We start from the raw sequence: 13,673 nt of genomic DNA on the forward strand, positions 1-13,673 counted from the left end.
ATAGTCATGAAGGCGATGATGATCGGTGCGGCGGCGCTGCTGACGACGATGGCGGCTGCAAGCCCGGCGACGGCGCAGGCCAATGTGATGAAGGAATGCGCCGCCAAGTATCAGGCGGCGAAGGCCGGCAAGACGCTGCCCGCCGGCCAGACCTGGATACAATATCTCGCGCAGTGCCGCGGTACGATGAAGGCAGCCGCCCCGGCCGTGGCCGCCGCGCCAGTTGCCGCCAAGACGGTGGCGGCGCGCACCGTCGCGACCACCACTACGACCAGGACCAACGTTCCGGTCGCCGCCCGCCCCCCCGGCCAGCGCACGCCCGGCCAGATCGCCGAGGTCAGCCGCCAGAAGCAGTGCGGCACCCAGTGGAAGGCGGACAAGGCGGCGGGCAAGACCGGCAGCCTGACCTGGCCGCAATATTGGAGCGCCTGCTCCAAGCGGCTGAAGGGCTGATCTCGGGTCAGACGTCACGCATCCATGGACGGCGGGTCAGCGTATCTCCCGGAGTGCCGATCGGGCGCAACAGGAGATAAGTCGATGAACCGTTCCATGACCACCGCCCTTACGGCGGTTGCGCTGCTCGCCGGCGGCGGTGCGATCGCCGCGCCGAAGACAATGAAGGACCCGATGGTCGGCGGTGCAGCGATGTACCCGACCAAGACCATCGTCGAGAACGCCGTCAATTCCAAGGACCACACCACCCTGGTCGCCGCCGTCAAGGCCGCCGATCTGGTCGACACGCTGTCCGGCTCCGGCCCGTTCACGGTGTTCGCGCCGACCAACGCCGCGTTCGCCAAGCTCCCCGCCGGCACCGTCGACACGCTGGTCAAGCCGGAGAACAAGGCGACGCTGACCGGCATCCTGACCTATCACGTCGTCCCCGGCCGCATCACCTCAGCCGATATCGCCGCCAATGCGAAGGCGCATGGCGGCACCGCGACCTACACGACGGTGCAGGGCGAGCCGCTGATGTTCAAGAAAGCAATGGGCGGCTTCATGATCATGGACGGCAAGGGCGACATGGGGAAGATCACCATCCCCAACGTCTACCAGTCGAACGGCGTGATCCACGTCATCGACACGGTGATGATGCCCTGACGACAACGAGCCGCCGTGCCCGGGTGGGTACGGTGGCTCGATCTGTTGATGTTTAGGCGGCGGCCCGCGCGGCCGTCGGCGACGCGACGCATTGCTGCGGCTGGTCCGGGACCAGCAGGCCGGCCAGCGCCGCCGACATCAGGTTGGCGAGGCTGCCCGCCGCCAGCGCACGGATGCCGAGTTTGGCGATCATCGGCCGCTGGTTAGGCGCAAGGCCGCCGGTCACCGCCATCTGGATCGCGATCGACGAGAAATTGGCGAAACCGCACAGCGCGAAGGTGACCACCGCGACCGTGTGCGGCGACAGCGCGCAGCGGTCGGCAAACCCCTTCAGCGCCCCGAACGCCACGAATTCATTGACGACCACCTTGGTGCCGAACAAGCCCCCCGCAGTGCCCGCCTCGTTCCATGGCACGTTGAGCAGGTACATGACGGGCTGGAACACCCGGCCGAGGATCGCCTGGAACGTCAGCTGCGGATAGCCGAACCAGCCACCCACGCCGCCGAGCAAACCGTTGGCGAGCGCCACCAGCGCCACGAACGCCAGCACCATCGCGCCGACCGCTACCGCGAGCTTGACGCCGGTCTGTGCACCTTCGGCCGCCGCCATGATGATGTTGGCCGGGCGCTCCTCGCCGAACGGGATGTCACCTTCCAGCACCGGCTCCTTGCCGACGTCGGCGGGATCGTCGGGGACGATCATCTTGGCCATCAGGATGCCGCCCGGGGCCGACATGAAGCTGGCGGCGAGTAGATAGGGCAGCAGGCCGATACCCAGCATCGAGGCATAGGCGGCCAGGATCGTCCCCGCGACCCCCGCCATGCCGACCGTCATCACGCAGAAGATCTGCGACGGCGTCAGCTCGGCGAGGTAGGGCCGGATGACCAGAGGCGCTTCGCTCTGCCCGACGAAGATGTTCGCTGCCGAACCGAGCGACTCCACGCGCGAGATGCCGGTCAGGAACTGGATGCCGCCGCCGATCCAGCGCACCACGAACTGCATGACGTGGAGATAGTAGAGGATCGAGATCAGCGCCGCGAAGAAGATGATCACCGGCAGCGCCGCCAGCGCGAAGCTGTGGCCGCCCATCGTCGGCGCGGCGAGCGGGCCGAAGATGAAGTCGATCCCGGCCTGCGCATAGCCGAGCAGGCTGGCGACGCCGTCGGCCATGCCGCCGATCACCGCCTTGCCGGCCGGCAGATAGAGGATCAGCGTCGCCAGCCCCGCCTGGAGCGCGAACGCCGCGCCGACCACCCGCGGCCGGATCGCGCGGCGGTTGGTGGAAAGGGCGAAGGCGATGGCAAGGATCACCACGATGCCGGCCAGGCCGATCAGGATACGCATTGTCGGCCATCACCCCCATGGCCCTGCGTCTAGGGCTCCCGCCGCCGGTTATGGCCGCGTGTTGCCGCGCCGCACAAGCCCCGCTAGCCTCGGCGGCGATGAACAGCTCTTCCATCGCGAGCCAGCGCTCGATCCCGCCGTCGCTATTTGCTCTCTCGATCTTCTACGGCGGGATGGTCTGCATCGCCGGGGTGCTCGGCAACAAGCAGGTCGCGCTGGGGCCGCTGTCGGCGCTCGGGCCGCTGGTCGGGCTGGGACCGCTGGCGATCGAGGCGGGGATCTTCGCCTTCCTGCTGCTCGTCGTGGTGTCGAGCGCCATCGCCGAGCTGCACGGGGCGGCGGTCGCCAACCGTCTGGTCCGCTACGGCTTCGTGCCACTGATCGTATCCATCCTGTTGTCGCTGGTCGTCCTGGTCGTTCCCGCCGCGCCCGACATGGCCCCCGATCGCCGCGCCGCGTTCGCGATGATGATGGGGGCAACGCCGCGTATCTGGGTGGGCGGCATCATCTCCTACGGCATCTCGCAAACGCTCAACGTCACGCTGTTCGCCTGGTTGAAGGGCCGCGAGGGCGCGCAGCTGCTCTGGCTGCGCGCCGGCATCGCCAGCGTCGCCAGCCAGGTGGTCGACACCTTGTTGTTCGTCACCATCGCCTTCCTCGGCGTGTTTCCGATCCGCGAGCTGCTGCTCGGCCAGATGATCGTCAAGGTCGTGCTGTCGGCGATGGTCGTGCCGCCGCTGATCTATCTGTTCGTGGCGCTTGGCCGGCGGCTCGACCGCGCTTAAGGGCGCGCCCATGCCCGACTATACCCCTGCCGCCGAACTCCTCGCCAAGGCGGAGACGCTGACCGAGGCGCTGCCGTATCTCCAACGTTATGGCGGCAAGACCTTCGTCATCAAATATGGCGGCCACGCGATGGGCAACCCCGAGCGGCAGCAGGACTTTGCCGAGGATGTCGTGCTGCTCAAGGCGGTCGGCATCAACCCGGTCGTGGTGCATGGCGGCGGTCCGCAGATCGGCGCGATGCTGAAGCGGCTGGGGGTGGAAAGCACCTTCGTCGGCGGGCTGCGGGTGACCGATGCTGAAACCGCCCAGGTCGCCGAGATGGTCCTCGCCGGATCGATCAACAAGGAGATCGTCTCGTGGATCGGGGCCGCCGGCGGGCGCGCGGTGGGCGTGTCGGGCAAGGATGCCGGCATGGTCCAGGCCGAAAAGGTTGGTGGCCGCGATGCCGACCCGCTCCAGGGCATCGAGCGCCATGTCGACCTGGGCTTTGTCGGCGAGCCGGTCGCGGTCGACCGCCGCCTGATCGACAGCCTGTGCCGTGACGGTATCATCCCCGTCATCGCCCCGATCGCCAGCGGCGCGGACGGCTGTACCTACAACATCAACGCCGACACCATGGCTGGCGCGATCGCAGCCACGCTGGCCGCCTCGCGCTTCTTCCTGCTGACCGACGTGGCGGGTGTGCTCGACAAGGACGGCACGCTGATGACCGACCTCCACCCCGTCGACATCGCCGCGCTGAAGGCGGATGGCACCATCACCGGCGGCATGATCCCCAAGCTCGACACCTGCGTCGCCGCGGTCGAGAGCGGCGTCGACGCGGCGGTGGTGCTGGACGGCCGGGTCCCGCACGCGCTGCTGCTGGAGATCTTCACCAAGAGCGGCGTCGGGACGCTGGTGAGGCGGTAGCCGCCGCGCGACGCTCGGCCTATAGTGGCTGCCACGTCATGGGAGTAAGCGGGTGATTGCCTTTCTGAGGATCGTCGAGGTCCTGCTCAACATCGTCTGGTGGATCATTATCGTCCAGGCGATCCTGTCGTGGCTGATCGCGTTCAACGTCATCAACACCTATAACGACATGGTGCGCTCGATCTGGAACGCGCTGCAGCGGATGACCGAGCCGCTGTATCGGCCGATCCGCCGCGTCCTGCCCGATTTCGGCGCGCTCGACCTCTCGCCGCTGGTGGTGCTGCTGGTGATCTACATCCTGCAGACGATCATCATTCCCTCGATCGCGCAGAGCTACCTGACCGCCACCTACGGCGTGTAGGTGAATCTACGCTAGGTAAGGAGCCGGCCGGCGTCGACCTGCTGGCCCAGTCGCCCGCCTATCTCTCGCCAGACCTTCGGTTCGGTGCGGACCAGCGGCGTACCGCAGCGTTTGCAGACGCTGCGAACGTAACCGCCCTCGACCCAGGCGAGGCTCGCCGAGCGTTGGTGGCGGTGGAGACGGCAGAGCAGCGGCATCGCATGACCTCGAACGCCGCGCTTCTCAGCGGGCTATGCTACAATACGCAGCAATGGTTAACGGGCTGCTACTGGCGGGCTGATCGTGAGGCGATCGACACCCGCGCCGGTGAAGTGACCGCGCGTCCCCAGCCAAGCAGCCATTCGCCAAAAAAGCCGATGCCCCAGCCGAGATGCATCGTCGCCGCCGCGACGCCGGCCATGGCGACGCAGGCGCTCCGCTGCCGCCAGCCGAGCCATGCGCCGAAGCCGATCGACGTGCCCAGCCAGACGATCGCCGGCAACGCCAACGCGGGCGCAAGCGGTGCCGCCGGCAGCAGCAGGACCGCGCCGACCGCGCCCAGCGGCAGCAGCTGGCGCAGCTTCGGCCGGAGGCGATGACGCCGGACCGTGACGGCGCGACCCGCGCCATGGCACCGTGATTGGCGAAACAGCGCAACGATGTCGCGGCGCGGATAATAGTCGATCGCGCAGGCTGGTTCGAGCCAGATCCGGCCGCCGATGATGCTCAGCCGCTGGTCGAACTCGGCATCCTCATTATGCGACATCGTCTCGCAATAGCCGCCGAGCCGCGCGAACACGGGAAGCGCGATCAGGGTATGGTGGCCATGATCGACGAACCTGCCCTTGCCGAGGTGCCGATGGAGCGATCCGCCGGTGCCGAGCAGCGCGTTCTGGGTCGCCGCGACCGCGCGCTGGAAACAGGTGGTGCCGCGCGCGCGCATCGGCGTCGCGATTGCCTCGACGCCGAGTTGCTCCGCGCGCCTGACCAGGGCGGCGACATGCCCGCGCGGATAGCCGCAATGAGCATCGATCCTCACCAGCCAGGGGCGGCCGGCACCATGGTGGCGAACGGCGGCATTGATGCCGGCGCTCTGCCACCGCGCCGGATTGTCGAGCAGGCGGATAGCCGGATCGGCTGCGGCCGCCTCGCCAACAATGGCACGGCTCGCATCGGTGCTGCCCCCATCCGCGACGACCAGCAACGCCCCCGGCGCATCGCGGGTCATCTCCGCCAGCAGCGCCGGCAGATAAGCCTGCTCGTTGAGGCAGGGGATGACGATCAGGACATCGGCGCAGTCCCTCATCCCGTCAGCGCCTCGACCAGCGCAGTGGCGTCCGCCGCGCCCGCGACGACCGCCTCGCGCGGCAGCGCCCGGACCGCATCGGCAAGCACCGCATAGCCTCTGTCGTCGAGGTTGCTCAGCCGCGAGGACAGTTCCACGGCGGGATCGCCGACCAGCACGCCTACACCATACCGTGTCAGCCACGCTCCAGTCGCCACATGCGCCAGCGCGATCGGCACGACGCCATGGGCCAGGCTTTCATACAGGCGGTTGGGCAACAGCCGCTGCGAGTTCAGCCCCGCTTCGTAATAGTCGATCGTCCAGGCAAAATCCGCGCCGCCATAGATGTCGGGCAGCTCGGCCGGCTGGTACGGGCCAATGTAGCGCAAGTGGCGACAACCAGCGACGACCGCGTCGAAGTCGGGGATCGACGCATGGGCAATGCGGCCGGCGATGACGATCTCGACCCTGCCGTCGGCAGCTATGGCGATCGTGCGGAGCAGGTGAAGACTGCGGCGACACCGCAGAACCCCCAGCCAGGCGATCCGCCATGGCTCACTGTGTCGCCGGGCGGGAGGACGTGGCGCGGCAGCTCCCCACAGCTTGTTCTCGACGAGCAGAACCGGCCCTTGGTAACGCTGCTGGCGCAGGTGGTCGCCATAAGCGGGCGAGCTGACGATCACGAGATCGCAGCGCGCCAGCAACGCCGCCTCGACCTGCTGAACCAGGCGCGCGCCGATGCCCTTGGCCAGCAACAGGCGGTGGAGATCGAGACATTCATAGACCAATCGCTGCTGCGGCCGGCGCACCGCGGCGGCCAGGACCAACATCTCCAGATTGCGGGCCAGTAGCACATCGGCACGCGCCGTCGCCCGGCGCACATTGCGCCGCTGCAGCAGGTTGCGCATGACCGCATAGCAGCGCTGCCAAAGCTGCCGATCGCGGGTGATACCCAGATTGATCGGTGGGGCATCGCCAACCAAGAGCGGCGCAGCGCCGCGGCGAAAGCCGCCGACCCGCACCTGCGCGCCTCCCGCGGCCAGCATCGACACGCGGCGCTGCACCGCGACATCGTTCAGGTCGTGGACGAGATAGCCGATCTCGACGATGTCAGCCTTCCCCCTCGCTGCCGCCCTTTCCCGCTGTTTATTCTATTGATATTCGTCAATATCAAGCGATCGCATCGACATAGGGGTCAGGTGCGACGACGCAAAATACAGGGGTGGCCATGCTGCAGGTCGCTGGTGGAGCGGGGGATATGGCGGAGCGGCGCGAGGTGTCGGGGATGTTGCCCGACCCCGCCGCGATCTGGGCGGTGCTACGCCGTCGGTGGCTCGCTTTCGTGCTGCCGATCGCCATGGTGGCGACCGCCACCGCCGCCTATCTGCTGCTCGCCACGCCATTGTACCGGGCAGCGGCCAGTCTGGTGATCGAGCCTCGCCGCATCGACATGGTCACCACGAGCGCCAACATGGCGGCTGCGCCGCTGGTGCAGCCCGGCACCGACGAGGTCGATACCGAGGCGCAGATCATCGGCTCGGCGTCGATCGCGGGCCGGGTTGCCGCTTCGCTGCACCTCGATCGCTACCCCGAATATGCGCTTGCCGGTGCCGGTTTCGATCCGGCTCAGCCCGCCAGCACGCATCCGCTCGCGCCGCTGCTGCTGCGCCATGTCGCCGTGCGTCGCGAGGGGCTGACCTATGTGATCGCGATCACCGCCACCTCGCGCGACCCCCTGCTGGCGGCGCGGATCGCCAATGAGTTCGCGCGCCAGTATCTACTCGATCGCGAGCAGGCGAAGCTTGCGGCCACGCGCCACACCGGCCGCTTCCTGACCGGCCGCCTCGACCAGCTGCGGCAGGAGGCGGTGGCGGCGGACGAGGCACTCAAACGCTACACCATCGCGCATGGGCTGGTGAGTGCCGAGGGCGCGACCATGGCCGAGCAGGAGGTGTCGCAGCTCAACGCCGAGATCGCCAAGGCGCGCGCCGACCATGCCGAGAAGGCCGGCCGCCTCGCCGCGGCACGCGCGCAGATCGGCCGCGGCGGTGGTGGAGCCGACACCCAGACCGCGCTGGAATCGGCAACGATCAGCGACCTGCGAGGCAAGGAGGCGGATGCCAGCCGCCGCCTCGCCGACCTGACCTCACGCTATGGCGACCTCCATCCCGAGGTGGTGCGTACCCGGCAGGAACTGGCTGACATCCGCCAGCAGATCGCCGGCGAGATCGCGCGCATCACCTCCAGCCTGCAGGCGGAGGCGAGCATTGCCGCGTCGCGTCTAGCCTCACTGGAAGCCAGCCAGGGCCGCGCCGCCGGCTCGCTCGCCGCCAACAACGCGGCGCAGGTCGGCCTGCTCGAACTGCAGCGCCGGGCAGAGGGCAGCGGCGCGATTTATCAGGCGTATCTCGCCCGCTCCAAGGAGACGATCTCGCGCGAGGGGCTGACCGACACCGACGCGCGGATTGGCACGGTCGCACGCGTGCCGCGGCTGCCCTTCTCGCCCGACGTGCCGCTGATCGTCGTGGCGGCGCTGTTCGGCGGGCTCCTCGCCGGGGCGGCGTGCGCGGCGCTTGCCGACCATCTCGACGGCACGATCGGCACCCGCCGCGATGTCGAGCGGCGACTGCGGGTACGCTATGCCGGCACGGTGCCGGAGCTCCGGTCGACGCTCGGCGGTGCGAGAGCCGACGCGACGCCGCAGGACTATCTGGTCGGCCAGCCGGCGTCGCAATTCGCGGAAGCGTTCCGCGGACTGCGCACAGTGCTGGCGACGCGCGACGACACCGGCACGCGAGTGATCGCGATCACCTCCGCCCTGCCGCGCGAAGGCAAGTCGACGACGGCGATCTGCCTCGCGCGCAGCTTCGCCGCCACGCAGCAGCGCACGGTGCTGGTGGATTGCGACATCCGTCGTCGCTCGGTCGGCGAGGCGCTGCTCGCGCCGCAATCGGACGGCCTGCTACGCTATCTGGCCGGCGCTGCATCGCTCGACACGGTGCTCGCCGACGACCCGCTGACCGGCTTGCGCGTGCTCGCCAGCACGGTCACGCCCGATCCTGGCCGCGACCTGTTCACCGCTGCCACCGTCGAGCGGATGCTGGCCGACCTGCGCGAGCGGTTCGACGTGGTGATCCTCGATACCGCACCGGTGCTGGCGCTGGCGGAGACCCGCGAGCTGGCGGCCGCGGCCGACGCGGTGCTGATGGTGGCACGCTGGCGCACAAGCGCTGTTCAGGCGGTCGACACCGCCATCGACCTGCTGCTCGCCGCCAAGGTCACGTTGCGCGGGCTGGCGCTGACCCGCGTCGACGCGCGGCGCTTCGCGGGCAGCGGGGTCGAGGACGTGTACGGCTATCACCGGCAACTCATCGGCTATTACCGGAATTGAGGCGCGGACGACGAGCGGGCGTGTCGCTGGCCATTGCCATGTTCGGCGGCACCAGCGTGCCCGCCAGCGCCCAGACCGACGACAGCTATCGCCTGGACCGCCCGGCCGACGCCACCGCCGCTATTCCGATCGTGGTGCAGCTCCGCCCCGGCCACGAACCGATCGGCGGCCGCTTCGGCAGCTTCTTCCTCTATCCGGCGCTCGATGTCACCGCCGACCATACCGACAACGTCCTCGGCAGCGATGTGCGGCGGCGGGGCGACGGCGGCGTCTCGGTCAGGGTGGGTGCGCTGCTGGAATCGCGCTGGTCGCGCCACCGGCTGGCGATCGACGGCTACAGTCTCCTCAACCGCTATCCCGCCGACCCTGGCCAGGACAGCAGCGGGTTCGGCGCTCATCTTGCCGGCCGCTACGACATCGCCCGCGACACAAGGGCGGAGGTCGATGTCCGCATCGATCGCGGACCGGAGGACCGGCTCGATGTTGCCGCCAACGCTTCGGTCAAGCCGATTGCGATCGCGACGCTCGCGTCGTCGCTGCGGGTAGACAAGGGTCTTGGCGACCTGACGCTGACCGGGCGCGTGCAGCGAGTGGCGAGCCGTTATGCCGACGGTGCCGATGCAGCGGGAGCATCGCTGCCCCAGGCGTTCCGCAACAGCGACCGGAGCATCTACACCGGCGTGGCCCGCTATGACCTGCGCAGCGGGGTCGCGCTGATCGCGGTGATCGCTCACGACGATCTCGGCTATCGGCGACCGACCTCGCTCGATCGCGATTCGACCGGTCTTCGCATCGAAGGCGGCATTGGACTGGCGGCGGGCCTGCTGACCGGCGAGGTCCGCATCGGCTATCTCCGGCGCGACAACGCCAGCCCTGCGCTGCGCAGTCCGCAAGGCCTGTCTTTCTATGCCGGCGCGGGCTGGACGCCGGTGCCGCGGCTGTCGGTGCGGCTGGATGCGAACCGCGATGTGGAGGATGCGACATCGCCGTTCGCGGCGGGCAATCTGCGGTCGGAAGCGCGCGTGACGCTCGACTACCAACTGTTTGCCGATGTCGTCCTCAGTCCGTCGCTGCGGGTCGCCAGCATCGATCCGATCGGTATCGAGGGCACGAACACGGAAACCGATGCGGAGTGGCGCGCAACCTACCTGATCGGTCGCCGCTACCACCTGACCGCCCGAGTCCGCCACGTCAACCGATCGGCCGGTCAGTATCCGCCGCTGCACGCGACGCAAGGGTTCATGACGGTCGGCCTCACGCTATAGGAGATGAAGGATGATCAACCGGCTGAGACATGGCGCGATCGCTGCCGGCGTGGCGATCACGCTCACCGCCGCACAAGCGCCGCCGGCCATGACCGGACCTAACCCGACGACCTATACCCTGGGCCCGGGCGACAAGGTGCGGGTCATCGTCTATGGCGAGGATGCCCTGTCGGGCGAGTATAACGTCACCAGCGCCGGCGAGATCTCGTTTCCGCTGATCGGTAACGTCGCCGCGACCGGTGCCTCGACGGTGTCGCTGCAGGCGCTGATCCGCGACCGGCTGATGCGCGGCTATATCAAGGACCCGCGGGTCAGCATCGAGGTGCTCGACTACCGCCCCTTCTTCATCCTGGGCGAAGTCGCGAAGCCCGGCCAGTATCCGTACGCCAATGGCATGACCGTGCAGCAGGCGGTGGCGACTGCCGGCGGCTACACCTACCGGGCGAGCACTCGCAAAATCTATATCAAGCATCAGGCCGACATGGCGGAGACGGCCGTCGACCTGCGCAAGCGCGAGCCGGTACCGGTTCAGCCTGGCGACGTCCTGCGCGTTGCCGAGCGGTTCTTCTGAGCGGCATCGACCAGCCGCGCCGCCGCTGCCGCGAAGATGGCCGGCGCGAACCGCTCCTGCTGGAGCGCGCGGGCGTTCGCCGCCAGCGCCTCGCGTAAGGCGAGATCGCCGGCAAGGCGGATCAGCGCGTGGGCAAAGGCCGGCATGGTATCGGCGATCAGGGCATGAACGCCCGGCACGATGTCCAGCCCCTCGGCCCCGAGCGTCGTCGACACGATGGCGCGGCCATAGGCCATCGCCTCCAGCAGCTTGATGCGGGTGCCGCCGCCGAAGAAGATCGGACAGATCACTGCCTGGGCCGCCTGATAGAAGGGCTCGACGCTCGGCACGTTGGCGTGGAGGGCAATGCCTGCCCGGGCCAGCGCCGCGCGCAACGCCGGACCAGGAGCGAAACCCACTACCGTCGCCGTCGCATCGGGGCGAGCGGCACGGATCAGCGGCCACGCCTCCGCGACGAACCGCGCCAGCCCCTGACGATTGGGCGGGAAGTCGAGATTGCCGACGAACAGCATCGCGAACCCGTCGCCGGTGGCAGATGCAAGCAGCGGCCGATCAATGACGTTGGGCAGCTTGACCACCGGCGTACCCGGCATTTCCGCCGCCATCCTCGCGACGTCCTCGTCGCTGCACAGGCTGATCGCGTCCCAGCGTCGCATCGATCGTTCTGCCTGCGCGGTCGCGGCGATGTCCAGTCGGTGCAGCAGCGACAGGATCGGACCGGGTCGCTCCGCCGCCCGCTGCCGCCGCTTGAAGGTCGACAGGCGATCGTCGAGATCGACGACCTTGACGGCGACGCGAAGCCGGCCCGCGTCGATCAGCCGATCGGCGATCACCGCGCAGGGCAGCCGGGCGGCGATCGCCATGTCGAACGACTGCCCCGGCAGTGCCGCGGCAATCGCAGCTATGGCGCGGCGTGGCAGGCGGGGCGCTTCGCCCGAGCCAATCCGGATCATGTCGCACCACATCGCGATCCGCCACGGCAGCCAGGGAAGCCGGTATTTGATCGAGGACCAGTCGGCCACGGCGACGACGGTCACCGTCTCTACCAGTGCCCGCAGCGGTGCGAGCGAAACATGGTCAAAATCCCGATCCTGCGAACGATGCAGCAGCACGACGTGAACACGCCCGATCCGGCACAGCGCCTCGACCAGCCGCCAGCCGCGCTGCGAGCCGCCATGGCCGGTCAGGGCCGGCGGCATCCGCATCAGGCACAGGATGGAGGGTCGATCGCGCATCGGTGACGGGCCGTGCTGTTCGTGGCTCATGGCGCGGTCGCTGCCGGCGTGCGGGCCGGCGCGATGGCGAGCACAGCCGTGAGGAACCGGCGCAGCGGCGCGTCGTAATAGCGCTCCACCAACGCCGCGAGCGCCAGCACGGCGACCGCGAGCAGCGACAGCCGCATTGGCGATGCCAGCGCAGCGCTGCCGAACAGCCCGGCCGCAACCGTCAGCAACGGAGCATGGATCGCATACAGTGGGTAGGACAGCCGCCCGAGCATGTGGCCGGCGCGGCGGAGCAACCGCGGCATCGCTGCACCAAGCGCCACCACGACCGCCAGCGGCATCGCCGCCACCGCAACCACGTCGACATACCAGCGGTCCGCGATCGCGCCCGGTGCGAGGAGGAGGAAAGGCAGCACCACCACCAGCCAGCCCGGCGTGGTCGGCCAGCGCAGCCGGCCATGCTGGTGCAGCCGGAAGATCAACACGCCCGACGCATAGCCGAACACCAGCCGCGCTACCCCACCGGCAAAGTTGGGGAGCGCCCAGCCGAGGCTCAGGTCGCCATAATGCCGCGCCGCCACGATCAGCGCCACAGCGTCGATGGCAACCACCATGATGAGCACGCGGATCGACAGCCACCGCGCCGTGAGCGCATGCGCGGCATTGCCCAGCACCTCCAGCAACAACGACCATTGCGGGCCGTTGAACAGGAACAGCGTCCAGCCATACCACCAGTTGGGCATGAACAGGATGTGCGCGAGCAGCAGGACGATGGGATGGTGGGTCGGTACCTGGCCCAGCCGCCACCCGACCAGCCCGATCGACGAGGCCAGGATGATCATCGGATGCAGCCGAACCCACCGAACCTTTGCAAATCTCGCTAGTCCGCCGGGCTGCATCATCAGCCGCTCATAGGATTGCGCCAGGACGAAGCCGCTGATGACGAAGAACAGGTCGACCGCCAGATAGCCACGGGCGAAGAACGGCTTGGCCGGCGTGTCCGCCGTAACGTGCAGCCCAAATACCAGCAGCGCCGCCACCCCGCGCAGCCAGTCCAGCGACGCGAAATGCGTCGCACGCTCGGTCGCTCCCGCCTCTGTCATCGCGGCAGTCTAGCGCAGGATCCGCCGCCGTCCTGCGAAATAACGCTGTCCTACAGCAAGTGGAGCATGAGAACACAAGAGGAACATAGCGATTCGAGAGGAAGGGCGATGATAATGACGAAATACCGCAAGCTGGCGCTCGCCGCGCTGATGATGCCGGTCGCTGCGGCGGCACAGAAAGTTGACGCGCCGGGCCGGTTCGTGCCGCAGCAGGCGATCAGCTTCGGTGCGGCCGGCACCGATGCGGTGGCGGTCGACGCCGCTCATCCGCTGCCGGTCGCGCCATCGGCGGTCGCGGTCGACTATGTCGATCGGTCCGGCGCGATCCTCGCCGCCAACGTCGCGCAGCCGGTCGCG

General features: G+C 68.5%; 15 protein-coding genes. 9 read left to right on the plus strand and 6 right to left on the minus strand.

Annotated elements, in window-relative coordinates; genetic code table 11:
• Window positions 1-6: 6 nt before the first annotated feature.
• Window positions 7-453 (plus strand): hypothetical protein, encoded by a 447-nt coding sequence (locus HUU96_RS00565; protein WP_174290916.1) that lies wholly within the window; start codon window positions 7-9, stop codon window positions 451-453.
• A 96-nt stretch (window positions 454-549) separates the two neighbouring features.
• Window positions 550-1,098, plus strand: coding sequence for a fasciclin domain-containing protein (locus tag HUU96_RS00570; protein WP_438827049.1), 549 nt, complete (start codon window positions 550-552; stop codon window positions 1,096-1,098).
• A 52-nt stretch (window positions 1,099-1,150) separates the two neighbouring features.
• Here the strand turns inward: HUU96_RS00570 and HUU96_RS00575 are convergent, their stop codons facing one another.
• Window positions 1,151-2,443, minus strand: a complete 1,293-nt coding sequence (locus HUU96_RS00575; protein ID WP_174290918.1) for a NupC/NupG family nucleoside CNT transporter — start codon at window positions 2,441-2,443, stop codon at window positions 1,151-1,153.
• Window positions 2,444-2,541: 98 nt separating this feature from the next.
• Between HUU96_RS00575 and HUU96_RS00580 the strand changes: the two genes are divergently transcribed.
• Genes HUU96_RS00580 through HUU96_RS00590 form a run of 3 tightly spaced genes read left to right on the plus strand, consistent with a single transcriptional unit; the run spans window position 2,542 to window position 4,499 of the window.
• Entirely contained in the window at window positions 2,542-3,228 is a 687-nt protein-coding gene (locus HUU96_RS00580; protein ID WP_174290919.1) for a queuosine precursor transporter, read from the plus strand.
• A 10-nt stretch (window positions 3,229-3,238) separates the two neighbouring features.
• Window positions 3,239-4,138 carry an acetylglutamate kinase gene (argB, locus tag HUU96_RS00585; protein ID WP_174290933.1) on the plus strand — a complete coding sequence of 300 codons (900 nt, stop codon included), beginning with the start codon at window positions 3,239-3,241 and terminating at the stop codon, window positions 4,136-4,138.
• Window positions 4,139-4,190: 52 nt separating this feature from the next.
• The gene (locus HUU96_RS00590) at window positions 4,191-4,499 is read left to right on the plus strand and encodes a YggT family protein (RefSeq protein WP_174290920.1); all 309 of its coding nucleotides are present in this window, start codon (window positions 4,191-4,193) and stop codon (window positions 4,497-4,499) included.
• 11 nt (window positions 4,500-4,510) lie between these two features.
• Here HUU96_RS00590 and HUU96_RS00595 read toward each other — a convergent pair whose 3' ends face one another.
• From HUU96_RS00595 to HUU96_RS00605, 3 genes are all read right to left on the minus strand, one after another.
• A complete protein-coding gene (locus tag HUU96_RS00595; protein WP_174290921.1) occupies window positions 4,511-4,696 on the minus strand; it encodes a hypothetical protein in 186 nt (61 codons plus the stop codon).
• Window positions 4,697-4,764: 68 nt separating this feature from the next.
• Window positions 4,765-5,784: a glycosyltransferase family 2 protein gene (locus tag HUU96_RS00600; RefSeq protein WP_174290922.1), complete on the minus strand. Its 1,020-nt coding sequence runs from the start codon at window positions 5,782-5,784 to the stop codon at window positions 4,765-4,767.
• Complete coding sequence (locus tag HUU96_RS00605) at window positions 5,781-6,827, minus strand: hypothetical protein (RefSeq protein WP_174290923.1); 1,047 nt, start codon at window positions 6,825-6,827, stop codon at window positions 5,781-5,783. The genes HUU96_RS00600 and HUU96_RS00605 overlap by 4 nt, the downstream gene beginning before the upstream one ends.
• Window positions 6,828-6,991: 164 nt before the next feature.
• Between HUU96_RS00605 and HUU96_RS00610 the strand changes: the two genes are divergently transcribed.
• The 3 genes from HUU96_RS00610 to HUU96_RS00620 are packed head-to-tail and all read left to right on the plus strand — an operon-like array spanning window position 6,992 to window position 10,990.
• The gene (locus HUU96_RS00610) at window positions 6,992-9,154 is read left to right on the plus strand and encodes a GumC family protein (RefSeq protein ID WP_174290924.1); all 2,163 of its coding nucleotides are present in this window, start codon (window positions 6,992-6,994) and stop codon (window positions 9,152-9,154) included.
• Window positions 9,155-9,174: 20 nt separating this feature from the next.
• Window positions 9,175-10,419: an outer membrane beta-barrel protein gene (locus HUU96_RS00615; protein ID WP_174290925.1), complete on the plus strand. Its 1,245-nt coding sequence runs from the start codon at window positions 9,175-9,177 to the stop codon at window positions 10,417-10,419.
• Between the two features lie 10 nt (window positions 10,420-10,429).
• Window positions 10,430-10,990 (plus strand): polysaccharide biosynthesis/export family protein, encoded by a 561-nt coding sequence (locus HUU96_RS00620; protein WP_174290926.1) that lies wholly within the window; start codon window positions 10,430-10,432, stop codon window positions 10,988-10,990.
• On the opposite strand, the gene HUU96_RS00625 is transcribed toward HUU96_RS00620, so the two are convergent.
• Window positions 10,948-12,255, minus strand: a complete 1,308-nt coding sequence (locus HUU96_RS00625; RefSeq protein ID WP_174290927.1) for a glycosyltransferase — start codon at window positions 12,253-12,255, stop codon at window positions 10,948-10,950. The genes HUU96_RS00620 and HUU96_RS00625 overlap by 43 nt on opposite strands.
• Window positions 12,252-13,316 (minus strand): acyltransferase family protein, encoded by a 1,065-nt coding sequence (locus HUU96_RS00630; protein ID WP_174290928.1) that lies wholly within the window; start codon window positions 13,314-13,316, stop codon window positions 12,252-12,254. The genes HUU96_RS00625 and HUU96_RS00630 overlap by 4 nt, the downstream gene beginning before the upstream one ends.
• Before the next feature lie 108 nt (window positions 13,317-13,424).
• Between HUU96_RS00630 and HUU96_RS00635 the strand changes: the two genes are divergently transcribed.
• Window positions 13,425-13,673 (plus strand): hypothetical protein (locus HUU96_RS00635; RefSeq protein WP_174290929.1); only part of this gene is annotated, 249 nt, incomplete at its 3' end.

The sequence above is a fragment of the Sphingomonas bacterium genome (genome assembly GCF_903644135.1).
In the GTDB taxonomy this organism is placed as follows: domain Bacteria; phylum Pseudomonadota; class Alphaproteobacteria; order Sphingomonadales; family Sphingomonadaceae; genus Sphingomonas.

Bases quoted from the DNA above. Each gene is read 5' to 3' on its own strand.
- HUU96_RS00570 (WP_438827049.1), top strand. From the start codon at position 550: ATGACCACCGCCCTTACGGCGGTTGCGCTGCTCGCCGGCGGCGGTGCG.
- HUU96_RS00580 (WP_174290919.1), top strand. From the start codon at position 2,542: ATGAACAGCTCTTCCATCGCGAGCCAGCGCTCGATCCCGCCGTCGCTA.
- HUU96_RS00595 (WP_174290921.1), bottom strand. From the start codon at position 4,696: ATGCCGCTGCTCTGCCGTCTCCACCGCCACCAACGCTCGGCGAGCCTC.
- HUU96_RS00630 (WP_174290928.1), bottom strand. From the start codon at position 13,316: ATGACAGAGGCGGGAGCGACCGAGCGTGCGACGCATTTCGCGTCGCTG.
- argB (WP_174290933.1), top strand. From the start codon at position 3,239: ATGCCCGACTATACCCCTGCCGCCGAACTCCTCGCCAAGGCGGAGACG.
- HUU96_RS00600 (WP_174290922.1), bottom strand. From the start codon at position 5,784: ATGAGGGACTGCGCCGATGTCCTGATCGTCATCCCCTGCCTCAACGAG.
- HUU96_RS00625 (WP_174290927.1), bottom strand. From the start codon at position 12,255: ATGAGCCACGAACAGCACGGCCCGTCACCGATGCGCGATCGACCCTCC.
- HUU96_RS00610 (WP_174290924.1), top strand. From the start codon at position 6,992: ATGCTGCAGGTCGCTGGTGGAGCGGGGGATATGGCGGAGCGGCGCGAG.
- HUU96_RS00620 (WP_174290926.1), top strand. From the start codon at position 10,430: ATGATCAACCGGCTGAGACATGGCGCGATCGCTGCCGGCGTGGCGATC.
- HUU96_RS00565 (WP_174290916.1), top strand. From the start codon at position 7: ATGAAGGCGATGATGATCGGTGCGGCGGCGCTGCTGACGACGATGGCG.
- HUU96_RS00575 (WP_174290918.1), bottom strand. From the start codon at position 2,443: ATGCGTATCCTGATCGGCCTGGCCGGCATCGTGGTGATCCTTGCCATC.